This window comes from Streptomyces sp. SPB162 (genome assembly GCF_029504575.1).
GTDB lineage: Bacteria > Actinomycetota > Actinomycetes > Streptomycetales > Streptomycetaceae > Actinacidiphila.
Map to the genome: position 1 here is coordinate 5,169,723 of NZ_JAQFII010000001.1, position 21,740 is coordinate 5,191,462.

The following is a 21,740-nucleotide window of genomic DNA, read 5'->3' on the forward strand; positions in this document are numbered from 1 at the left end:
ACCTCGTACCAGAAACAACCGTGGGAGACACCCGGTGAGTTCCCCAGAAGCACACGTTCGCCCAGAGCGGAGCCCGTCCAAGGCCCCCGCAGGTCCTGTGGTGGCGATCACCGGTGCGGCGTCCGGCCTCGGCCACCTGCTCGCGCTGCGGCTCGTCGAGTCCGACGAGATCAAGAAGGTCGTCGCGATCGACGAACGCCGCGGGGACGTGCCAGGAGCAACCTGGCGGGTCCTGGACGTGCGCGACCCGGCCATCGCGGAGAAACTGCGTGGCGTCGACGTCGTCGTCCATCTGGGACTCGACCTCGATCTGGAGTCCGACCCCAAGGCACGCACCGCCTTCAACGTGCGCGGCACCCAGACGGTGCTCACCGCGGCGGCCGCCGCCGGGGTGCGCCGGGCGGTGCTGTGCACCTCGGCGATGGTCTACGGCGCGCAGGCCGACAACGACGTGCCGCTCGCGGAGGACGCCCCGCTGCGGGCCACCGCCGAGGCCAGCTTCGTCGACGACCTGCTGGAGATCGAGCGGCTCGGCCGCCGCGCCCCGCGGGCCCACCCGGGGCTGAACGTGACGATCCTGCGCCCCGCGGTCCTCGTCGGCGGCACGGACACGGCGCTGACCAGGTACTTCGAGTCGCCGCGGCTCCTCGTGGTGGCGGGCAGCCGGCCCTGCTGGCAGTTCTGCCACGTCGAGGACCTGGTGTCGGCGCTGGAGTACGCGGTCCTGGAGAAGGTGGACGGGGAGATGGCGGTCGGCTGTGACGGCTGGCTGGAGCAGGAGGAGGTCGAGGAGCTGTCGGGCATCCGCCGGATGGAGCTGCCGCCGGCCATCGCCTTCGGCGCCGCCTCGCGTCTGCACCGCCTCGGCCTCACCCCGTCCCCGGCCGGCGACCTGGCGTACACGATGCACCCGTGGGTGGTCAGCGGCAGCCGGCTGCACGAGGCGGGCTGGCGGCCCCAGTGGACCAACGAGGAGGTGCTGGCCCAGCTCCTGGAGGAGGTCGCGGGCCGCAACTCCGTCGCCGGCCGCCGGCTGGGCCGCAAGGACGCCACCACCCTGGGCGCGGCCGGCGCGACGGTCGCCCTGGTGGGCACGGCCGCCCTGGTGCGCAGGGCCCGCAAGCGGCGCGGAATCTAGGACGGGAGGACGCCGGACGGCACCGAACCCCCGGCGACGCGGTCGGCGGAATCGAACTTCCGCATCGTGGGCGGATGAGGCAGCATGTGCCGCATGGCACCCACGCACGCTGACGCGCAGCACCCGATCCGGCTCCTGGAGATCCGCGACACGCCCCTGTCCGTGGACGAGGTGTTCGCGGCCGTCGGTCACGAGGCCGCGGGCGGTACGGCGCTGTTCGTCGGGACCGTACGGGACCACGACGGCGGTTCCGGCGCGGCCGTGACGGCTCTCGGTTACTCCTCGCACCCCACCGCGGAGGCGGAGATGCGGCGGATCGCGGAGAAGATCGCGGCGGAGTTCCCCGTGCGGGCGCTGGCGGCGGTACACCGTGTGGGCGACCTCCGTGTGGGCGATCTGGCGGTGGTCGTGGCGGTTTCCTGCCCGCACCGCGGCGAGGCGTTCGCGGCCTGCCGCCGGCTGATCGACGAGCTCAAGGCCGAGGTCCCGATCTGGAAGCACCAGACCTTCGCAGACGGCCAAGAAGAATGGGTCGGCGCGTAGCGCTGTCCGATAGGGGTGGTGGTCGGGCGACGGGTGGGCGGGTCGGCGCGTAGCGCTGTCCGATGGGGGTGGTGGTCGGGTGACGGGTGGGCGGGTCGGCGCGTAGCGCTGTCCGATAGGGGTGGTGGTCGGGTGACGGGTGGGCGGGTCGGCGGGTAGCGGCGACTTGCCGGAAGGCGCGTAGAGCCGTATGGCCTAGCGCCGCTTCTCTCCGGTTGCGTAACTCCCGACCCGCCCCGACCGTTGTCCTACTGGGTGGTTAATCTGCTCATAGGTCCACATTCGGCGTTCGCGGGTCGGGAGTACTTCATGGCAGCGCTGGCTTGGTTGCTCATTCCGCTTGTGGCCGTGCTCGTCGCCACTGTCTGGGGTAGCTGGGCGGCGCGCACCCGTGCCACCGGCGACGGATCCTCGCTCGCGGACTACGAGCGGTTCCGCGAGGCGATGCAGAAGTCCCATTCCGGATAGTCGCGCTCCAGGCGTCCCGGCCCCCACGGACCGGCCCAGCGGGCCGTTTGTCGGACCGGTCCCGTACATTCGTGGCATGCCACGCCGCACCGCGACGCTGATCGCCGCGACCCTGACGCTGATAGCGCTGCTGTGCGTCGCCCTTCTGACCCCGGCGCCGTACGCCGAGATGTCTCCCGGGCCGACCGTCAACACCCTGGGTGACCACGGGGGTGAACCGGTCCTGCAGATCTCCGGGCACCAGACCTATCCGACGACCGGTCATCTCAACATGACCACCGTCCGGGTCACCGGCGCGGACTACCGGATGAATCTGGTGGAGGCCGTGGTCGGCTGGATCGGTCATGACGAGAAGGTCGTCGAGCACGACACCCTCTACCCCCAGGGGCAGACCGCCGAGCAGGCCGATCAGCAGAACGCCGAGGAGTTCACCCAGTCCCAGGACAGTGCGAAGGTGTCGGCGCTCGAGAAGCTGAACATCCCGGTCTCCTCGCGCGTCATCGTCGGCGCGGTCGTCAAGGACAGCGCCTCCGAGGGCAAGCTGCACGCGGGCGACGTGATCAAGGCGGTGGACGGCACCGAGGTGAAGGAGCCGGGCGACGTCGCCAAGCTCGTCACCAAGCACCAGCCGGGGCAGAACGTCGTCTTCACGGTCATCCCCGAGGCGGCCGCCAAGAAGAAGGACGGCGCGACGCGGGAGGTCGTGGTCACCACCCGGAAGTCGACGGACGAGGGCAAGGCGCGGGCGGTCGTCGGTATCCAGGCGGGCGTCGAGCACCTCTTCCCGTTCACCATCGACATCAAGCTCGCCGACGTCGGCGGTCCGAGCGCGGGCCTGATGTTCGCCCTCGGCATCGTCGACAAGCTCACCCCGGGCGACATGACCGGCGGGAAGTTCGTCGCCGGTACCGGCACGATCGACGACAGCGGCAAGGTCGGACCGATCGGCGGCATCGGGCTCAAGACGATCGGCGCGCGCGGCCAGGGCGCGGAGTACTTCCTCACCCCGGCCGACAACTGTGCCGAGGCCGTCAAGGACATCCCCTCCGGCCTCACCCTCGTCAAGGTGGGCACGATAGACGACGCCATGGCGGCCCTGGAGAACATCAAGGCCGGCCGGTCCGCCGCCCTGCCGAGCTGTTCGAAGAGCTGACCGGCGGAGAGCGGGTCGGCATGGGGCGGTCGGCGGAGAGCTGACCGGCGGAGAGCGGGTCGGCATGGGGCGGTCGGCGGAGAGCTGACCGGCACAGGGCCGGTCGGCACGGGGCGGTCGGCGGAGAGCTGACCGGCACAGGGCGGGCCGGCGGAGGGCGGGCCCCACGCGGGACCCGCCCTCGCGCTCAGCTCTCGAAGGTGGCGGCCAGCGCCTCGGCCAGGCCCGGTACGAGGTCGGAGCCGGTCAGGACCTCGGTGGCGGTGTCCTTGGACCGCAGCCTGATGGCCGACTCGCGGGCCCCGTTGCGCAGCACGGCGACCGTCATCCGCACCTCCTGGCGCTCGGGGTGCTCCGCGACCCACTTCGCGAGCTTGGCGTCGTCCAGCCCTTCCGGGATCGCCGCCTCCGCGGACGGCGGCAGCATCAGCCGCTCCACCGTCATGGCGCAGCCGGCGATCACATCGGGCCAGGCGATCGTGGCGAGAAACTCGTCCAGGGCCTTGCCTTCGGGCAGCTCGTCCTGCTCGACCGGGGTCAGCGCCCCGGCGTTCTTCTCCGCGAGTCCCAGCTGGTCGGCCAGGCCCGGTTCCTGTGTACGCAGGCGTGCGGTGTCGACCAGGGCGAACAGCCGCGCGGGCCGGTCCCAGCCGAGACCGGACGCGTATTCGTCGATCTCCAGTACGGCACGGGTCAGCGGGCTGGCCGCGAGAGGTGCTCCATCGGTCGCAATGTTGGACATGGTCAATATCCTGCCTGTTCCCGGGCCAAAATCGGGAACCGAGTAAAGCGTGAATAAGTTGCACCAGTGGGGGTCCGACCCGGGACACCCGTAGACACCGACACTTCGAGGTGCGCACCTTGGTATTCCAGATGCCGGACCGCGGCGGAGGTCCGACCGGGCCGCGGATCAGACTCGGCCGTCCGTCCCGGCGTACCCGGACGCTCCTGATGACGCTGGGCGCGCTGATCGTGCTCACCATCGCGTTCGTCATGTTCGCGGGCTTCTGGACGGACTGGCTCTGGTACCGCTCGGTCCACTACTCCTCGGTCTTCACCACCACCCTGTGGACGAAGATCGGCCTGTTCTTCACCTTCGGCCTGCTGATGGCCGCGGCCGTCGGCGTCAACATCTTCCTGGCCCACCGGCTCCGGCCGCCGCTCAGCGCGATGTCGCTGGAGCAGCAGAGCCTCGACCGGTACCGCATGGGCATCGCGCCGTACAAGAAGTGGGTGCTGCTCGCAGTCTGCGCGATGGTCGGCCTCATCGCCGGCGGCTCGGCGTCCGGCCAGTGGCGTACGTGGCTGCTGTACACGAACGCCACGCAGTTCGGCACGAAGGATCCGCAGTTCCACAAGGACGTGGCGTTCTACGCCTTCGACCTTCCCTGGTACCGCTTCCTGCTGAGCTTCGGCTTCGCGGCCGTGGTGCTCGGGCTGGTGGCGGCCGCGCTGGTGCACTACCTGTACGGGGGCCTGCGGATCACGTCGCCCGGCGGCCGGGCCACCGGGGCGGCCACCGGGCACCTGTCGGTGCTGCTGGGCCTCTTCGTGTCACTCAAGGCCGTCGCGTACTGGCTGGACCGCTACGGGCTCGCGGTGAAGTCGAGCGACTTCAAGGCCACCAGCAGCTGGACCGGTCTGCGCTATGTGGACGCGAACGCGTACCTGCCGGCGAAGAACATCCTCTTCGCCATCGCGATCATCTGCGCGCTGCTGTTCTTCGCGACGCTGTGGCGGCGCACCTGGTCGCTGCCGATGATCGGCTTCGGTCTGATGGTGCTCTCCGCGATCCTGATCGGCGGGCTGTATCCGGCGATCGTGCAGAAGTTCCAGGTGCAGCCGAACGAGGCCGCCAAGGAAGCGCCGTACATCCAGAAGAACATCGACGCCACGCGCGAGGCCTACGGGATCGAGGACACCAAGGTGGCCCCGTACCCGGGGACCACCTCCGCGAACAAGGACACGCTGCGCGCCGACGCCAACACGACCGCGAGCGTGCGCCTGCTGGACCCGAACGTGGTCTCGCCGACCTTCCGGCAGGTGCAGCAGACCCGCGGCTACTACGACTTCCCGTCCACGCTCGACGTCGACCGGTACACGATCGACGGCAAGGAGCAGGACACGGTCGTCGGTGTGCGCGAGCTGAACATCAACGGCATCCCCGAGAGCAACTGGATCAACGACCACTTCAAGTACACCCATGGATACGGCGTCGTCGCGGCCAAGGGGACCTCGACGGTGGACGGTGCTCCGGCCTTCATGGAGAAGGACCTGCCCTCCACCGGCGACCTGGGCCCGTACCAGCAGCGGATCTACTACGGCGAGCAGACGAAGCAGTACTCGATCGTCGGCGGACCGACGCCGGAGCTCGACTACGCCGACAAGAACGGCGAGAAGTCCTTCACCTATGACGGCAAGAGCGGCGTCGGGCTCGACAACCCGATCACGCGCGCCGCGTACGCGGTGAGCTTCGGCGAGCCGCAGATCCTGTACTCCGGGGCGATCGGCAAGGGCTCCAAGGTGCTCTACAACCGGACGCCCAAGGAGCGGGTCGAGGCCGTCGCCCCGTGGCTCACGATCGACGGCGATCCGTACCCGTCGGTCGTCAACCACCATGTGCAGTGGATCGTGGACGCCTACACGACCACGAACGGCTATCCGTACGCCTCCCGCACCACGCTGGGGGACACCACGGCCGACTCGCTGACCGACGGCCAGCGCACGGTGCTCGCCCAGCAGAACCAGGTCAACTACATCCGCAACTCGGTCAAGGCGACCGTGGACGCGTACACCGGCGACGTCACGCTGTACCAGTGGGACGCGAAGGACCCGGTGCTGAAGACCTGGATGAAGGCCTTCCCCGGCACGGTGAAGGACAAGAGCAAGATCAGCCCCGAGCTGATGGCGCACCTGCGGTACCCGCAGGACCTGTTCAAGGTGCAGCGCCAGCTGCTGACCAAGTACCACGTCACCAACGCCGCGCAGTTCTACAGCGGCAGCGAGGTGTGGCAGGTCCCGGACGACCCGGCGGCGAAGACGGGCAAGGCGGTCCCGCCCTACTACCTGAGTCTGAAGATGCCGGACCAGAGCGCCCAGTCGTTCTCGCTCACCACCACGTTCACGCCGAGCAAGCGGGACAACCTGAGCGCGTTCATGTCGGTCGACGCGAACGCGACGAGCAAGGACTACGGCGCGATCAGACTGCTGAAGCTGCCGCCCAGCAGCACGGTGGACGGACCGCAGCAGGTACAGAGCAAGCTCAACTCCGATCCCAAGGTCGCCCCGCAGATCAACCAGTTGAAACGCGCGGGCGCCGACTCCACGGTCGAGTACGGCAACCTGCTCACGGTCCCGCTGGACGGCGGCCTGATGTACATCGAGCCGGTGTACGTACGGGGTGCCGGGACGAACTACCCGCTGATGCGCAGCGTGTTGGTCACCTACGGCAATCAGATCGGCTTCAAGCCGACGCTCGGTGAGGCGCTCGACGAGGTGTTCGGTGTGGACGGCTCCAGTACCCAGCCGCCACCGAGTAGCGGGCAGCCCACGCAGCCGGCGCCCGATCCGACGGTCGCCGCGGCGCTCTCGGAGGCTCAGAAGGCGCTCGACGCGAGCCAGGAGGCGATGAAGGCCGGGGACTGGGCCAAGTACGGCGAGGCGCAGAAGCAGCTCGCCGCGGCCCTCCAGAAGGCGGTGGAAGCGGAGCAGAAGGCGGCAAAGAAGGGCTGATCAGACACACCTCGCGTCGTGGTACGGTTGCGACACAACGGCGCGGGGTGGAGCAGCTCGGTAGCTCGCTGGGCTCATAACCCAGAGGTCGCAGGTTCAAATCCTGTCCCCGCTACTGCAGAAGAGGCTCGGAGTCAACAGACTCCGGGCCTCTTCACTTATTTGGGGTACGCGCGGAGCTGCGCGTTTGGTAAGGCGTCAAGTCGGGAAGTCGACAAAACGCTGAAGTGACCAATTGGGTTGCGGTATACCAGGTGTACGGCGGTAACAGGTGGTGCAACGATGGACCTTATGGGGGATGGTGCAAGGCTGCTGAATACTCGTCAGATCCATGATCGCGGGTCGACGGGTGAGACGTCGACGTCCGCTTCCAGGCTCGTACCCGCTGTCACCGGCCTGCTGCCGGCGCCGCGCGCCGAGTCGCTTCCCGTTGCCAGGACCGATGCCCAGGTCGAGCCGTCCGATCTGCCCGAGGCCTCGGAGGCCGCCGAACTCGCCGACGAGGAGAGCCTCGCCGTCCGCGAGGAGGCCGAGATCGAGATCCGGCACCGCCGGGCCGCCGACCACGGCGACCCCGCCGCCATGAGCGCGCTGGGCACCCTGCTGCTGCGCCGCGGCGACCTGGACGGGGCCGAGCCGTACCTGCGTGCCGCGACCGCGAACGGCGACCGCGCCGCCGCCAACAACCTTGCCCTGCTGCTGCATCAGCGCGGCTACCCGGAAGAGGCGGCCAACTGGTGGCGGATCGCCGCCGTCGCGGGTTCCGCGCCGGCCGCGCACGCCCTGGGCCGCCACTACCGCGAGCGCGGCGACGAGCCCGGCGCCGAGTACTGGCTGCGCCAGGCCGCCGAGTCGGGCCACACGCTGGGCGCGTACGCCCTGGCCGACCTGCTGGACCACCGGCGTGACGTCGGGGCCGAGCGCTGGTTCCGGGTCGCCGCCGAGCACGGCCACCGCGAGGCCTCGTACCGCATCGCGCGGATCTGCGCCGAGCGCGGCGAGGAGCGCGAGGCCGAGCAGTGGTACCGGCAGGCCGCCGCGCGCCGGCACCGCCGCGCCGCGCTGCGCCTCGGCACGCTCCTGGAGGAGCGCGGCGAGACGAAGGAAGCGGGGCACTGGTACCTGACCGCGGCCCGTGACGGCGAGGCGCGCGCCGCCTGCGCGCTCGCCTTCCTGCTGCGCGACGCCGGCGACGTGGACTCCGCCGCCACGTGGTGGCGCCGCGCCGCCCAGGCGGGCGACGGCAACGCCGCCAACGCGCTCGGAGCGCTGCACGCCGAGGAGGGCGAGACGCAGACCGCCGAGCGCTGGTACCGCAGCGCCCTGGCGGCGGGCGACATCAACGGGGCGTTCAACCTCGGCCTGCTCTGCGCCGGCCAGGGCCGCACCGCCCAGGCCGAGCAGTGGTACCGCAAGGCCGCCTACGCCGGACACCGCGAGGCCGCCAACGCGCTCGCCGTGCTGCTGCTGCAGCGCGGCGACGCGGCCGGCGCCGAGCCGTGGTTCTCCAAGGCGGCCGAGGCCGGCAGCGTCGACGCCGCCTTCAACCTCGGGATCCTGCACACCAACCGGGGTGACGAGGCGGCCGCCCGCCGTTGGTACGAGCGTGCCGCCGCGGCCGGCCACACCGAGGCCGCGCTGCAGGTCGCCATCGTGCTGCTGCGCGAGGGCGACCACCACGGCGCCGAGCGCCACCTGCGGTGCGCCGCGGGCGGCGGCAGCCCCGAGGCGGCCTTCCGGCTCGGTGCGCTGCTCGACCGCGCGGACACCGACGAGGCCGAGGAGGAGGCCGAGGAGTGGTACGGGCGCGCCGCCCGGCAGGGCCACCGGCGGGCCCAGGTGCGGCTCGGTATGTGCGCCGCCAAGCGCGGCGACGTGGTGGACGCCGCGCACTGGTACCGCGAGGCCGCCGAGGCGGGCAGCCGCAACGGCGCCTTCAACCTGGGGCTGCTGCTGGCCCGCGAGGGCAGCGAGCCCGAGGCCGCCCTGTGGTGGACCCGTGCCGCCGACGGCGGACACGGCCGCGCCGCGCTGCGGATGGCGCTGCTGGCCGCGCGGCACGGCGAGCTGGCCGAGGCCCAGGGTTGGTGCGCGCGTGCGGTCGAGTGCGGCCCGGCCGAGGTCGCCGAGCGCGCCGCGCGCCTCACCGACGCCCTGAACCAGGAGCTCACGGCGTAGGCCCCGAGCGGCCCCGCGGCCTGTGCCGCCGGGCCTGTCCGGAACTGATTTGCACTGCTCAGCGCCGCTGGTCTACAGTGAGGACACAACGGCGCGGGGTGGAGCAGCTCGGTAGCTCGCTGGGCTCATAACCCAGAGGTCGCAGGTTCAAATCCTGTCCCCGCTACTTCAGTACGAAGGCCCGGTTCCTGAGAAATCAGGAACCGGGCCTTCGTCGTTCTCCCCCTGTCGTTCCCCCGTGGTGCGCGGCCCCGAAAGGCCCCGGGCGTCCGCCGTAGTAGTGGCTCGGACATCGTTCGGGCAAAAGCGCGCAAACATCCTTGGAAGCCTTTCCCGCCGGCGCGATCCTGGTCCTCTAGGCGGTGCGAGGAGGCAGGGTTGCTGCGCGGACGGTTTGGGCGGACCGTGCTGCGCCGGCGTGACGGGCCGGCATCGGCCGCGGTGCTGGACGCGGAGCGCTGGAGCGGGTTGTGTCGGGCGGCCGTGTCCGGCCGTCCGGAGGCCGTCGAGGCGCTGCTGGACGCCCTGCGGGCCACCGTGGACGCCGGCCCCCCGTACGACCGCGCCGCGGCTCTCGAGGCGCTGCTGCGGTCGCCTCCCGAGCTGCTGCCCCACCTGGACCGCGGTGCCCGCGCCCGCGGTGGTACGGCCTTGCCGCCGCGTCCGGGCGGCACCGATCCGCTGCGCCTGCTGCTCGCCTCGCTGGACCGTGACGGCCACGTCCGGCAGGCCGCCGTGGAGGCGCTGGCCGGGGTCGGCGGCCCGCTGGCCGCCACGGCGCTGGCTCTGCGCACGGTCGACTGGGTGCCCGCCGTACGGGAGCGCGCCGTGGCGGCGCTGCCCGCGCGGACCGCGCCCGACGAAGTCGCGGCCGCGTTGCGGTTGTTGCTGCGGCTGGGCGGCCGGCGCCGGGCGGGCGGTCTGGCCGGATACCGCACGGTGCTCGCGGAGCCGGGGTACCGGCGCGCGGTGCGGGCGCTGGCCGCCGACGGCGACCCGCAGACCCGCCGCTTCGGTATGGAACTGGCTCTGGAACTGGGGGAGTACGTACGCGGCGACCTGCTGCGGACCGCACTGTACGACCGGGACCAGGTCTGCCGGCGGCTGTGCGCGGAACGGCTGCTGGAGATCGATCCGGAGCAGGCGGGCCAGCTGATGGGGGCGCGCGGCGCGGTGGTGCGGGAGCTGGCGGTGGCCGCACTCCCCTCCGACGTGCCGGCCGCGCGCCTGGTGGCCGTGCTCGCCGATCCGGCCCGGATGGTGCGGGCGCAGGCGCGGTGGCAGCTGTACCGGCGCGGTGAGCCGCCGGCCCGGGTCTACCGCCGGCAGCTCGGCCGCTGCGCGCCCGGCACTCCGGCGGGGCTGGTGGCCGGCCTGCTGGCGGGCCTGGGGGAGTGTGGGGACGCGTCGGACGTCGCGATGCTGCTGCGCTTCACCGAGCCGGGGCCGCCCGCGCGAGCGGCACGGGTAAGGCGCTGCGCGGTGCGTGCGCTGGGGCGGCTCGCGCCCGCGGACGACCTGGTGCGGCTGCTCGCACCGCTGGCGCTCGACCCCGACGCGGGGGTGGCCAGGGAGGTGTTCGACGCGCTGGCCCGGGTGGCCGCGCAGGTGCCCGCGGAGACGGTCTGGGTGGGCAGGACCCGGTCCGAGCCCGCGGTGCGCAGGGCGGCCGAGCGGCTCGCGCCGGGCGGGTCCGTCAGGAGCAGTCGGGGCACAGACCGCGGAAGGTGACCTCGACGTCCGCGACGGTGAAGCCGTAGCGCTCGGTCGCGGGCAGGGTGGCGAGCGGGTCGCCGGAGGGGCGGACGTCGCGGATCGTGCCGCAGCCCGAGCAGATCAGGTGCTGGTGAGGCTGGTGCGCGTTCGGGTCGTACCGCTTGGCGCGGCCGTCCGTCGCGACCTCGATGACCTCGCCGAGGGTCACCATCTCGCCCAGGGTGTTGTAGACGGTCGCCCGGGAGATCTCCGGCAGCCGTGCGGCGGCACGGGCGTGCACCTCGTCGGCGGTCAGGTGGACGTGGTCGCCGTCGAGGACCTCGGCCACGACCCGCCGCTGGGCGGTGAGCCGCCAGCCGCGTTCGCGCAGTCGTCCCAGTAGGTCACTCATGGCGGTCAGCTTAACAGTGCCTGGTCCGGGATCCGAATGAGTCCGGTGATAGTTCTCTTCTTGACTTAGACTCTGTCTATCGTAGGATCGATTCCGGCGACAGCCGAGGACAGGTCGATCAGGATCCAGGGAGACATACGTGACGGTTCAGGAGACGGGCCCGCTGACCACCGAGGCGGGCGCGCCGGTGGCGGACAACCAGAACAGCCAGACGGCGGGACCGGGCGGCCCGGTACTGATCCAGGACCAGTCGCTGCTCGAGAAGCTCGCGCACTTCAACCGGGAGCGCATCCCGGAGCGCGTCGTGCACGCCCGCGGCGCCGGCGCCTACGGCACCTTCACCGTGACGCGCGACGTCTCGCGGTGGACCCGGGCGGCGTTCCTGTCCGAGGTCGGCAAGCGGACCGAGACGTTCCTGCGGTTCTCCACCGTGGCGGGCAACCTGGGCTCGGCGGACGCGGTGCGCGACCCGCGCGGTTTCGCGCTGAAGTTCTACACCGAGGACGGCAACTACGACCTCGTCGGGAACAACACCCCGGTGTTCTTCATCAAGGACGCCATCAAGTTCCCCGACTTCATCCACACCCAGAAGCGCGACCCGTACACCGGCTCCCAGGAGGCGGACAACGTATGGGACTTCTGGGGTCTGAGCCCCGAGTCGACGCACCAGGTGACCTGGCTCTTCGGTGACCGCGGTATTCCGGCGACGCTGCGGAACATGAACGGCTACGGCTCGCACACCTACCAGTGGAACAACGCCGCGGGCGAGGTCTTCTGGGTCAAGTACCACTTCAAGGCCGACCAGGGCATCAAGAACCTGACCACGGCCGAGGCGAACCAGCTCTCGGGCATGGACCCCGACTCGCACCAGCGCGACCTGCGCGAGTCGATCGAACGCGGCGACTTCCCGTCCTGGACGGTGCAGGTCCAGATCATGCCCGCGGCCGACGCGGCGACGTACCGCTTCAACCCGTTCGACCTCACCAAGGTGTGGCCGCACGCGGACTACCCGCCGATCGAGATCGGCAAGCTGGAGCTCAACCGCAACCCGGAGAACATCTTCGCCGAGGTCGAGCAGTCGATCTTCTCCCCGGCGCACTTCGTGCCCGGCATAGGCCCGTCCCCCGACAAGATGCTCCAGGGCCGGCTCTTCGCGTACGGCGACGCCCACCGCTACCGCGTCGGCATCAACGCCGACCACCTGCCGGTGAACCGCCCGCACGCGTGGCGCGGACGAACAGCCGCGACGGATACCTGTACGACGGCCGGCACAAGGGCTCGAAGAACTACGAACCGAACAGCTTCGGCGGCCCGCGGGAGACCGGCGTGCCGCTGTGGCAGCCAGTGCCGGTCACCGGTGTCGACGGAGCCACCGAGGCGCCCACGCACGCCGAGGACAACGACTTCGTGCAGGCCGGCAACCTCTACCGGTCCCTGTCCGAGGACGAGAAGGAGCGCCTGGTCGACAACCTGGCGCAGTTCATCGCCAAGGTGTCGCGCGACGACATCGCCGAGCGCGCGGTGAACAACTTCCGCCAGGCGGACCCCGACTACGGCAAGCGGCTGGAAACCGCGGTCCAGGCCCTCCGCGGCTGACCGGACGCCTGCCGTAACGACCTGGGGGGCGGTGCGGAGTGGATGGGCGAGCGGAGTCGCAGGACGCCGGGAGCCCGCTCCGCATCGTTCCCCGGGTCGTAGACCGAAGAGGCCGGACGCCAAGGGGCTCCGGCCTCTTCGCCATGCCCGCGCCCGGGCTCAGCCGGCGAGCGCGCCCTGCGCCCCGGCCGTGGCCCGGGCCGGGGTCCAGCAGCGGATGATGTCGCGGACCGAGACGATGCCGACCGGGTCGCGGCCGTCGAGCACGATCAGATGCCGGAAGCCGCCGTGCACCATGGCGGACGCCGCGTCCTCCAGGGTCCACTCGGGCGTCGCGAACACGACGTCGGTGGTGGTGTGGTCGTGGGCGGTCTCGACGTCCGGGTTCAGACCGGCGCCGATGGCGTTGAGGATGTCGCGCTCGGTGAGGATGCCGAGCCCCCAGGTGTCGGAGTCGAGGACGACGGCCGCGCCGATCCGTCGGGCGGACATCAGGCAGGCCGCCTGGCGCAGGGTGTGGGCGGGTCCGATGGTCAGGACGACGGTGCTCATGGCGTCTCGGACGAGCATGGGCTACCCCTAGAGAATGCGTTCACAAGTTCACAAGCTCGGGCATTCTCATGTTCACACGCCCCGTCCCGCGCAGCAAGGGCACATGCGGAACGGCTTCCTCAGCCGGTGCGCCCGAGGTAGCCGAGCAGTTCCTCGTGCAGGAGGCCGTTGGAGGCCGCCGCGTTCCCGCCGAACGGGCCCGGCTCCCCGTCCAGGCTGGTGTACCGGCCGCCGGCCTCCTGGACGATGACGGCGGGCGCCGCCATGTCCCACAGGCTCAGTTCCGGCTCGGCGCAGATGTCGACCGAGCCCTCGGCGACCATCATGTACGGCCAGAAATCGCCGTAGCCGCGGGTGCGCCAGCAGTTCCTGGACAGGTGCAGGAAGCCGTCGAGCCGGCCCTGCTCCTCCCAGCCGCTGAGCGAGGAGTACGCGAAGGACGCGTCCTCCAATTTGTTGATCTTAGAGACCGTCAGCCGCGTGGCGGCCGACAGACTGCGCCCGGTGTACGCGCCCCGACCCTTGGAGGCCCACCAGCGGCGCCCGAGCGCCGGTGCGGAGACCACGCCCACCACGCCCTCGTCGCCGTGCTCGCCACTCACCACCAACGAGATGAGAGTCGCCCAGACGGGAACCCCGCGCACGTAGTTCTTGGTGCCGTCGATCGGGTCGACGATCCACCGCCGCGGGCCGTTGCCGTGGCTGCCGTACTCCTCGCCGAGGACCGCGTCCCGCGGCCGGGCGCGGCCCAACTGACTGCGGATCAACTCCTCCGCCGCCTTGTCCGCCTCGCTCACCGGCGTCATGTCGGGCTTGGTCTCCACCTTGAGGTCCAGAGCCTTGAAGCGCTCCATGGTGGTGGCGTCGGCGGCATCCGCGAGGATGTGGGCGAGGCGCAGGTCGTCGTTGAAGTCGGGCATAACGCGAACAGTAGCGATCGCAACCGGCCGAGGTCACGCGGACAGTGCGCGGAGCCTTGACAGCGGTCTGCGGCGCGTCAATTCTTTGCCCACGGCCGCTGTCCGGGCATATGCGGGGCCTTGGAGGCAATCGATGCCTACTGCGCGGGAGTCATTACTGGACGCGGCCTTGGCCGCACTGGGCGCCCGGCCCTGGGCGGCGGTGCGGATGGTGGACGTCGCCGTGTCGGCCGGGGTGTCCCGGCAGACCCTCTACAACGAGTTCAGCAGCAAGGAAGGCCTCGCCCGCGCGCTCGCGCGCCGCGAGGCCGACATGTTCCTGTCCGGGGTCGAGAACGCCCTGGCGGAAGCGGAACGGCACGGCGCGGACGCGGGTGACTGCTTCGCCGCCGCGACGGCCTGGACGCTGCACAGCGCGCGTCGCAGCCCGCTGGTCCGCGCCACGTTGACGGGCTGCCGCAGCGAGCGGCTGCCGGCCGTGGCGGTCGCCGGGATCCCGGCGCAGCGCTCGCAGCACTCGGGGTGGACGGCGTCCCCGCACACCCCGGGGACGCTCGCCCCGGCGGCCGAAGTCCCGCCCTCGCCCGCCGAACTCGTCACCGAGATCCGCAACCGGGCCGTCGGTGCCCTCGAACACGGCTACCCGAAGCTGGATCTGGCCGATATCGGCTGGGCGTGCGAGGTCGCGGTCCGGCTCACGCTCGCCTATGTCGTGGCCCCTTCGACCTCCGACGAGGACGCCTGCCTCCAGGTCGCGCGACTGGTCCGCGGGTTGCTGGCGCACGGCTGGTAACCGCGCGGCCCCGGCCCGACGGACGCGCGCCGTCAGTGCGAGGAACCGGACAGCTGGAGGCCCACAACTCCCGCCAGCACCAGGCAGATCGAGACGATCTTGAGCGTCGAGACGATGTCGTCGAGGAAGACCATGCCGTAGATCGCGGTGCCCGAGGCGCCGATCCCCGTCCACACCGCGTACGCGGGACCCACGTCGAGCTTCCGCAGGGACAGCGTGAGCAGCCCGAAGCTCCCGAGGGCGAAGACCGCGAAGGCGATCGTCGGCCACAGGCGGGTGAACCCGTGGGAGAGCTTGAGACAGACCGCGAAGCCGGTCTCCAGGATGCCTGCGACCACCACGAGCAGCCATGCCATCCGAGGTGCCTCCCGTTCCGTCGCCGTGCCCGCCGTCCGAGGCGCCGCTGTCGGACTGATGGATCATCACACAGCATGCCCGGAAATGGCGCCGACGCTCCTGGGATGGAACGGCAAACGGGCGTACGGACGGAAGAAGGCGCCGGGACGCCGCGGATCAGTCGCCCTCGCGGCGTTCCCGGGTCGCGAGCAGCCGGCGCAGCGAGTCGAGCCGGGCGGGATCGGCGTGGCCGGCGGCGACCCACGCGTCCAGCGCGCACTCGGGTTCGTCGTGGCTGCAGCCGCGCGGGCACTCCTCGGTCCCGGCCACCAGTTCGGGGAAGGCCAGGATGACGCGCGACGGGTCGATGTGGTGCAGGCCGAAGGAGCGCACGCCCGGGGTGTCCACGACCCAGCCGTCGTCGCCCGGCAGCGGGAGGGCCAGCGCCGACGTGGTGGTGTGCCGGCCGCGGCCGGTGACGGCGTTGACGATGCCGGTGGCGCGCTGCCGTTCGACGAGCGCGTTCACCAGGGTCGTCTTCCCGACGCCGCTGTGCCCGACGAACGCGGTGATGCGGCCCTTGAGGCGCTCGCGGACCGCGTCCACCCCTCCGGTCAGGAAGTTGTCCCGGTTGGTGACCACGTAGGACACGCCCAGCGTGGCGTAGGTCTCCAACAGCTTGTCCGGCGAGGCCAGATCGGACTTGGTCAGCACGAGCAGCGGCTCCAGACCCGCGTCGTACGCCGCCACCAGACAGCGGTCGATCATGCGGGGGCGCGGCTCGGGGTCGGCCAGCGCGGTGACGATCGCGAGCTGGTCGGCGTTGGCGACGACCACGCGCTCGTACGGATCGTCGTCGTCGGCGGTGCGGCGTAGTACGGACTTGCGCGGCTCGACCCGCACGATCCGCGCCAGGGTGTCCTTGTCGCCCGACAGGTCGCCGACGACCGCGACCCGGTCGCCCACCACGGCGCTCTTGCGACCCAGCTCACGGGCCTTCATCGCGACGATGGTGCGCTCGCCGATCAGTACGTGCAGCCGGCCGCGGTCCACGGTGAGGACCATGCCCTCGGCCGCGTCCTCGTGCTTGGGCCGGATATTGGTGCGGGGGCGGTTGCCCTTGGTGTTCGGGCGGACCCGGATGTCGTCCTCGTCCGGGTTCTTTCCGTAGCGGCGCATGGCGTGGTCAGCCCCGCCCCGCCGTGACGGAGGAGGCCCCGAGCATCTCGGTCCACAGCTCCGGGAACTCCGGGAGGGTCTTCGCGGTCGTGGCGACGTTCTCCACCTGCACGCCGGGGACGGCCAGGCCGAGCACGGCCGCCGCCGTCGCCAGCCGGTGGTCCTCGTAGGTGTGGAAGACCCCGCCGTGCAGCGTGCGGGGCCGGATCCGCAGGCCGTCCTCGGTCTCGGTGGCGTCGCCGCCCAGCCCGTTGATCTCGGTGACGAGCGCGGCGAGGCGGTCCGTCTCGTGCAGCCGCAGGTGCGCGACCCCGGACAGCACGGACTCGGACTCGGCCAGTGCGGCGACCGCCGCGATGACGGGTGTCAGCTCGCCGACCTCGTGCAGGTCCGCGGTGATCCCCAGGATCCGGCCGGTGCCGGTGAACGTCAGGCCCAGCTCGGTCAGCTCGCAGACACCGCCCATGCGGGTGAAGAGCTCCCGCAGCGCTTCGCCCGGTTGGGTGGTCCGCTCCGGCCAGTCCGGCACGGTGACCCGGCCGCCGGTGACCAGCGCCGCCGCGAGGAACGGCGCCGCGTTCGAAAGGTCCGGTTCGATCGTCAGGTCCCGGCCGAGCAGCGCGCTCGGTGCGACGCGCCACACATTCGGCTCGCCGCCGTCCTGCGGGGAGTCCACCTTCCCGCCCGCGAGCCGCAGCATGTCGATCGTCATGCGGATGTGGGGGAGGGAGGGGAGCGCGCGGCCGGTGTGCCGCAGTTCGAGGCCCTGGTTGAAGCGCGGCCCGGACAGCAGCAGCGCGCTCACGAACTGCGAGGACGACGAGGCGTCGATCGTCACCGTCCCGCCGGACAGCGAGCCGGCGCCCTGCACGGTCAGCGGCATGGCGCCGCGTCCCTCGTCGTCGATCCGGGCCCCCAGCGTGCGCAGCGCGTCGATCACGCCCTGCAGCGGGCGCTCGTACGCGCGCGGGTCGCCCTCGAAGCGGACCGGGCCGTCGGCCAGCGTCGCGACCGGCGGCAGGAAGCGCATGACGGTGCCCGCGTTGCCGACGTCGACCCGTGCCGGGCCGCGCAGGCCGGCCGGGATGACCCGCCAGACCTCGCCGCCGCCGACGGTGTTCACCTGCTCGTCGATCTGCACGCCCATGGCGCGCAGCGCGTCCGCCATCAGCACGGTGTCGCGGCTGCGCAGCGGGCGCCGGATCCAGCCGGGCTCGGAGGCGTGCGCGGCGAGCACCAGCGCGCGGTTGGTGACCGATTTTGATCCGGGCACAGTGACCGTCGCGTCGACGGGGCCGGGGGCGACGGGGGCGGGCCAGAGGGCGGTGTGCGGGGAACTGTCGGTCATGGGAGCCAAGCCTAGTGGCTGGCGGCTTCCCCGCCCCGGGTGCGGCAGCCGGGTGGGGACCCGAAAGAGGCGTACCGGAGCCCGACAGCGGCCCTGGGGGCTCACAGGCCGAGGAGCCAGCGCCCCCCGCCGACGAGCGCGCAGACGGCCGTCGCGTAGAACAGCAGCAGCCACAGGCCCACCGGGGTGTGGGTCAGCCGGCCCAGTTGGTCCGCGTCCGAGGTGTTCGACCGTTCGCGTCTGCGGGTGCGCTGCAGTTCGAAGACCGGACGCGAGCCGCCGAGCAGCAGGAACCACACCACGAGGTAGGCGAAGGCCGCCTGGACCTGCGGTCCGGTCAGCCAGGAGACCAGCAGGAACGCGGCGCCGGTGATGAGGACCGTGAGCGCCCCGTACGCGTTGCGGATCATGACCAGCATCGCCAGCAGCAGCGCGGTGGCCCCCCACAAGAGTGCCGTGATGTGCCCGGCGGCCAGCAGCGCGGCCCCGGCCAGGCCCAGCAGCGGCGGCGCGGTGTACCCGGCGGCGGCCGTCAGCACCATGCCCAGCCCCGAGGGCTTGCCGCGCGAGACGGTGAGGCCCGAGGTGTCGGAGTGCAGCCTGATGCCCTCCAGGCTGCGGCCGGTCAGCAGGGCGAGCAGGCCGTGGCCGCCCTCGTGCGCGATCGTGATTGCGTTGCGGCTCAGCCGCCAGACGCCGTCGGGCAGCACGGCGGCCAGGGCTATCAGCGCCGTACCGCCGACCAGCCAGGCCGACGGATCTGGCTGCGTGCCGACCACGCGGTCCCATAGTTCCGTGAAGCTCTTGATATCCATCGTTCCCCTGCAACGAGCGGTGCGGTGTCTGAGTGCCGTGGCAGTCTGGCACTCATGTGCGGTCGATATGCGGCGAGCCGGCAACCCGGGGATCTGGCGGCTCTCTTCGAGGTTCAACAGCAGTCTCCGGAGGAGGAGTTGGCGCCGAGCTGGAACGTGGCGCCGACCGCCTCGGTGTACGTCGTGCTGGAGCGCCCGGTGAAGGGCGCGCAGAGCCCGGAGCCGGTGCGCCGGCTGCGGAGGCTGCGCTGGGGGCTGGTGCCCTCCTGGGCGAAGACACCGGACGTCGGCGTGAAGATGATCAACGCGCGGGCGGAGACGGTGCATGAGAAGCCGTCCTTCCGCCGCCCCTTCAGTGCCCGCCGCTGCCTCATACCCGCCGACGGGTACTACGAGTGGGTCACCGCGAGGGAGGAGCGGGAGCTGGAGGAGCGGGGGAAGAAGAAGCGGGCGCGTAAGCAGCCCTACTTCGTGACCCCCGCGGACGGCTCGGTGATGGCGATGGCCGGGCTGTACGAGTTCTGGCGGGACCGGACGCTGCCCGACGACCATCCGCAGGCCTGGTGGTCCACCTGCACCGTCATCACGACGGAGGCGGAGCGGACCCCGCCCGCCGGATTCGCCGGCGAGGGCCCGGCCAGCTTGGCCGACATCCACCCCCGGATGCCGCTGGTACTGACGCCGGACCGCTGGGACGCCTGGCTGCGTCCGGCCACCACCGACCCCGACGAGGTGCGCGCCCTGCTCGTGCCGCCGCCGGCCGGCGCGATGCGGGTGTACCCGGTGTCCACGGAGGTCAGCAACGTCAGGAACAACGGGCCGCAGCTCACCGACGCGCTCGCCGCTCCCGAGGAGGAGACCCTTTTCTGACCGGGACGTCTGACCGGGACGTCTGACCGGGACGTCTGACCGGGACGTCCGACCGGGACATTCCGACCGGGACGTCCGACCGGGACTTCCCGGCCGGGACCGGCAGGATGGGGCGGGTGATCGACACACCGGCGGGCGAGGCCCGCGTGACCTGGCATGACGGCGGACGCGACGCGCGGGCGGTCCTCGCGCTGGGACACGGCGCCGGCGGCGGCATCGAGGCGCGCGACCTGGTCGCGCTGGGCGCCGCGCTGCCCGCCCTGGGCGTGACCGTGGCGCTCGTGGAGCAGCCGTGGCGGGTGGCGGGGAAGAAGCTGGCGCCCGCGCCCAAGACGCTGGACGTGGCGTGGCGCGCGCTGTGGCCCGTCCTGGCGGAGCCCGGTCTGCCGGTGATCGCCGGCGGCCGCAGCGCCGGGGCCCGGGTCGCCTGCCGTACGGCCGTGGAGCTGGGTGCGGTGGCCGTGCTGGCGCTGTCGTTCCCGCTGCACCCGCCGGGCCGGCCGGAGAAGTCGCGGGCCGCCGAGCTGCTGGGGGCCGGCGTTCCCACCCTGGTGGTGCAGGGCGGCCGGGATCCTTTCGGACCGCCGGAGGAGTTCCCCGCCGGGACGGAGATCGTGGCGGTGCCGTACGCCGACCACGGCTTCGCGGTGCCCAAAAAAGCCGACCTCTCCCAGGAGGACGCACTGGGCGTGATCACGGACGGTGTCGGCGGCTGGCTGTCCGGACTCGGTCACACGTCTGTTCGCACGAGGCCGCGGGACCGGCGGGAATGACAGGTGGGACGTGTGCGTTGTCCGGATCACCGGTACGAAAACGCAGAGTGAGGAAGGCCGCCGCATGGTTTCAGCCGCATGCCAGCCACGTGCGAACGCGAAGGCGAAGGCACCGTACCTGGACTGGGCCCAGTGGCCTGCGACAGGCGGCAGGACCGGCACGCCCGGCACGCCGATCTCCAGCGGGATATCCTCCGAACCGAGCGGGTCCGGCTTCGGCCCCGTGACCGTTTTGGAGGAGGTGGTTCCGGTCACCGGCACCGACGACGGCACAGCGGGTGCTGCGGGCACGGCCGGCGAGGAAGCACAGGAGAGCTCCGCGGAGCGCAACGAGCGTTTCGAGCGCGACGCCCTCACGTTCCTCGACCAGATGTACTCGGCCGCGCTGCGGATGACCCGCAACCCCGCGGACGCCGAGGACCTGGTGCAGGAGACGTACGCGAAGGCGTACGCGTCCTTCCACCAGTTCCGCGAGGGCACGAACCTCAAGGCGTGGCTCTACCGCATCCTCACCAACAGCTTCATCAACTCCTACCGCAAGAAGCAGCGCGAGCCGCTGCGCAGCGGGTCGGAGGAGATCGAGGACTGGCAGCTCGCACGCGCCGAGTCGCACATGTCGACCGGCCTGCGTTCCGCCGAGTCCCAGGCGCTCGACCACCTGCCCGACTCCGACGTGAAGTCGGCGCTGCAGGCGATCCCCGAGGAGTTCCGCATCGCGGTCTATCTCGCGGATGTCGAGGGCTTTGCGTACAAGGAGATCGCCGACATCATGGGGACACCCATCGGCACGGTGATGTCCCGACTGCACCGCGGGCGGCGCCAGCTGCGCTCGATGCTCGAGGACTACGCCCGTGAGCGCGGGCTCGTCCCGGCCGGCGCGGGAGACGAGAAGGGCTCAGGGACATGAGCTGCGGCAACGCACATGAGACGGACTGCTCCGAGGTACTCGACCACCTCTACGAGTACCTCGACGAGGAGATGTCCGACGACGCCTGCGCCAAGTTCAGGGAGCACTTCGACGAGTGCCACCCCTGCTTGGAGAAGTACGGCCTCGAACAGGCGGTGAAGAAGCTCGTCAAACGCTGCTGCGGCCATGACGACGTTCCCACCGACCTCAGGTCGAAGGTCATGATGCGGATCGAGCTGATCCGTTCCGGCGAGATCGCGCCGGTGCCGGAACAGGCGCCCGAGATCATCGCCGGGAGCGGAGCCGAAGCTCACCCGTAGGGGTGACTGACG

19 protein-coding genes, 2 tRNA genes and 1 pseudogene are annotated in these 21,740 nt (G+C 71.4%); 14 read left to right on the plus strand and 8 right to left on the minus strand.

Annotation, left to right across the window (positions count from 1 at the left end):
- Nucleotides 1-34: 34 nt before the first annotated feature.
- The 3 genes from M2266_RS23720 (at nucleotide 35) to M2266_RS23730 (ending at nucleotide 3,302) form a co-directional block, all read left to right on the plus strand.
- Nucleotides 35-1,138, plus strand: a complete 1,104-nt coding sequence (locus M2266_RS23720) for an SDR family oxidoreductase (protein WP_277440000.1) — start codon at nucleotides 35-37, stop codon at nucleotides 1,136-1,138.
- An 84-nt stretch (nucleotides 1,139-1,222) separates the two neighbouring features.
- Nucleotides 1,223-1,681, plus strand: coding sequence for a molybdenum cofactor biosynthesis protein MoaE (locus M2266_RS23725; RefSeq protein ID WP_277440001.1), 459 nt, complete (start codon nucleotides 1,223-1,225; stop codon nucleotides 1,679-1,681).
- 544 nt (nucleotides 1,682-2,225) lie between these two features.
- Nucleotides 2,226-3,302 (plus strand): PDZ domain-containing protein, encoded by a 1,077-nt coding sequence (locus M2266_RS23730; protein WP_277440002.1) that lies wholly within the window; start codon nucleotides 2,226-2,228, stop codon nucleotides 3,300-3,302.
- 187 nt (nucleotides 3,303-3,489) lie between these two features.
- On the opposite strand, the gene M2266_RS23735 is transcribed toward M2266_RS23730, so the two are convergent.
- On the minus strand, nucleotides 3,490-4,044 hold the full coding sequence (locus M2266_RS23735) for a PPA1309 family protein (RefSeq protein WP_277440003.1): 555 nt from the start codon (nucleotides 4,042-4,044) through the stop codon (nucleotides 3,490-3,492).
- A gap of 131 nt (nucleotides 4,045-4,175) precedes the next feature.
- Here M2266_RS23735 and M2266_RS23740 point away from each other — a divergent pair, with 131 nt between their 5' ends.
- The 5 genes from M2266_RS23740 to M2266_RS23760 all read left to right on the plus strand — a co-directional run bounded on the left by M2266_RS23740 (nucleotide 4,176) and on the right by M2266_RS23760 (nucleotide 10,943).
- The gene (locus M2266_RS23740) at nucleotides 4,176-7,034 is read left to right on the plus strand and encodes a UPF0182 family protein (RefSeq protein WP_277441328.1); all 2,859 of its coding nucleotides are present in this window, start codon (nucleotides 4,176-4,178) and stop codon (nucleotides 7,032-7,034) included.
- A 41-nt stretch (nucleotides 7,035-7,075) separates the two neighbouring features.
- Nucleotides 7,076-7,149, plus strand: a tRNA-Met gene (locus tag M2266_RS23745).
- Between the two features lie 167 nt (nucleotides 7,150-7,316).
- Nucleotides 7,317-9,212 (plus strand): tetratricopeptide repeat protein, encoded by a 1,896-nt coding sequence (locus M2266_RS23750; protein ID WP_277440004.1) that lies wholly within the window; start codon nucleotides 7,317-7,319, stop codon nucleotides 9,210-9,212.
- 92 nt (nucleotides 9,213-9,304) lie between these two features.
- Nucleotides 9,305-9,378 (plus strand) — tRNA-Met (locus tag M2266_RS23755).
- Between the two features lie 212 nt (nucleotides 9,379-9,590).
- On the plus strand, nucleotides 9,591-10,943 hold the full coding sequence (locus M2266_RS23760; RefSeq protein WP_277440005.1) for a hypothetical protein: 1,353 nt from the start codon (nucleotides 9,591-9,593) through the stop codon (nucleotides 10,941-10,943).
- Here the strand turns inward: M2266_RS23760 and M2266_RS23765 are convergent.
- A complete protein-coding gene (locus M2266_RS23765) occupies nucleotides 10,909-11,319 on the minus strand; it encodes a Fur family transcriptional regulator (protein WP_277440006.1) in 411 nt (136 codons plus the stop codon). The two genes, M2266_RS23760 and M2266_RS23765, sit on opposite strands and share 35 nt — an antisense overlap.
- Nucleotides 11,320-11,458: 139 nt before the next feature.
- Here M2266_RS23765 and M2266_RS23770 point away from each other — a divergent pair.
- Nucleotides 11,459-12,915: pseudogene (locus M2266_RS23770) on the plus strand (catalase).
- Between the two features lie 159 nt (nucleotides 12,916-13,074).
- On the opposite strand, the gene M2266_RS23775 reads toward M2266_RS23770, so the two are convergent.
- Both M2266_RS23775 and hisN read right to left on the minus strand, forming a co-directional pair.
- Nucleotides 13,075-13,485: a CBS domain-containing protein gene (locus M2266_RS23775; RefSeq protein WP_277440007.1), complete on the minus strand. Its 411-nt coding sequence runs from the start codon at nucleotides 13,483-13,485 to the stop codon at nucleotides 13,075-13,077.
- Between the two features lie 101 nt (nucleotides 13,486-13,586).
- Complete coding sequence (gene hisN / locus M2266_RS23780; protein ID WP_277440008.1) at nucleotides 13,587-14,387, minus strand: histidinol-phosphatase; 801 nt, start codon at nucleotides 14,385-14,387, stop codon at nucleotides 13,587-13,589.
- Nucleotides 14,388-14,520: 133 nt separating this feature from the next.
- Here hisN and M2266_RS23785 point away from each other — a divergent pair, with 133 nt between their 5' ends.
- A complete protein-coding gene (locus tag M2266_RS23785; protein WP_277440009.1) occupies nucleotides 14,521-15,180 on the plus strand; it encodes a TetR family transcriptional regulator in 660 nt (219 codons plus the stop codon).
- 32 nt (nucleotides 15,181-15,212) lie between these two features.
- Here M2266_RS23785 and M2266_RS23790 read toward each other — a convergent pair whose 3' ends face one another.
- The 4 genes from M2266_RS23790 to M2266_RS23805 form a co-directional block, all read right to left on the minus strand.
- Nucleotides 15,213-15,536 (minus strand): multidrug efflux SMR transporter, encoded by a 324-nt coding sequence (locus tag M2266_RS23790; protein WP_277440010.1) that lies wholly within the window; start codon nucleotides 15,534-15,536, stop codon nucleotides 15,213-15,215.
- 157 nt (nucleotides 15,537-15,693) lie between these two features.
- Nucleotides 15,694-16,695, minus strand: a complete 1,002-nt coding sequence (rsgA, locus tag M2266_RS23795) for a ribosome small subunit-dependent GTPase A (RefSeq protein ID WP_277440011.1) — start codon at nucleotides 16,693-16,695, stop codon at nucleotides 15,694-15,696.
- 7 nt (nucleotides 16,696-16,702) lie between these two features.
- A complete protein-coding gene (gene aroA / locus M2266_RS23800; RefSeq protein ID WP_277440012.1) occupies nucleotides 16,703-18,043 on the minus strand; it encodes a 3-phosphoshikimate 1-carboxyvinyltransferase in 1,341 nt (446 codons plus the stop codon).
- Nucleotides 18,044-18,144: 101 nt separating this feature from the next.
- Entirely contained in the window at nucleotides 18,145-18,858 is a 714-nt protein-coding gene (locus tag M2266_RS23805) for a M50 family metallopeptidase (protein WP_277440013.1), read from the minus strand.
- Nucleotides 18,859-18,912: 54 nt separating this feature from the next.
- Between M2266_RS23805 and M2266_RS23810 the strand changes: the two genes are divergently transcribed.
- From M2266_RS23810 to rsrA, 4 genes are all read left to right on the plus strand, one after another.
- Complete coding sequence (locus tag M2266_RS23810; protein WP_277440014.1) at nucleotides 18,913-19,728, plus strand: SOS response-associated peptidase; 816 nt, start codon at nucleotides 18,913-18,915, stop codon at nucleotides 19,726-19,728.
- A 116-nt stretch (nucleotides 19,729-19,844) separates the two neighbouring features.
- Nucleotides 19,845-20,501 carry an alpha/beta family hydrolase gene (locus M2266_RS23815; RefSeq protein WP_277440015.1) on the plus strand — a complete coding sequence of 219 codons (657 nt, stop codon included), beginning with the start codon at nucleotides 19,845-19,847 and terminating at the stop codon, nucleotides 20,499-20,501.
- 64 nt (nucleotides 20,502-20,565) lie between these two features.
- Nucleotides 20,566-21,408, plus strand: a complete 843-nt coding sequence (locus M2266_RS23820) for a sigma-70 family RNA polymerase sigma factor (protein ID WP_277440016.1) — start codon at nucleotides 20,566-20,568, stop codon at nucleotides 21,406-21,408.
- Nucleotides 21,405-21,728: a mycothiol system anti-sigma-R factor gene (gene rsrA / locus M2266_RS23825; RefSeq protein WP_269271335.1), complete on the plus strand. Its 324-nt coding sequence runs from the start codon at nucleotides 21,405-21,407 to the stop codon at nucleotides 21,726-21,728. Before M2266_RS23820 ends, rsrA begins: the two co-directional genes overlap by 4 nt.
- Nucleotides 21,729-21,740 lie beyond the last annotated feature (12 nt).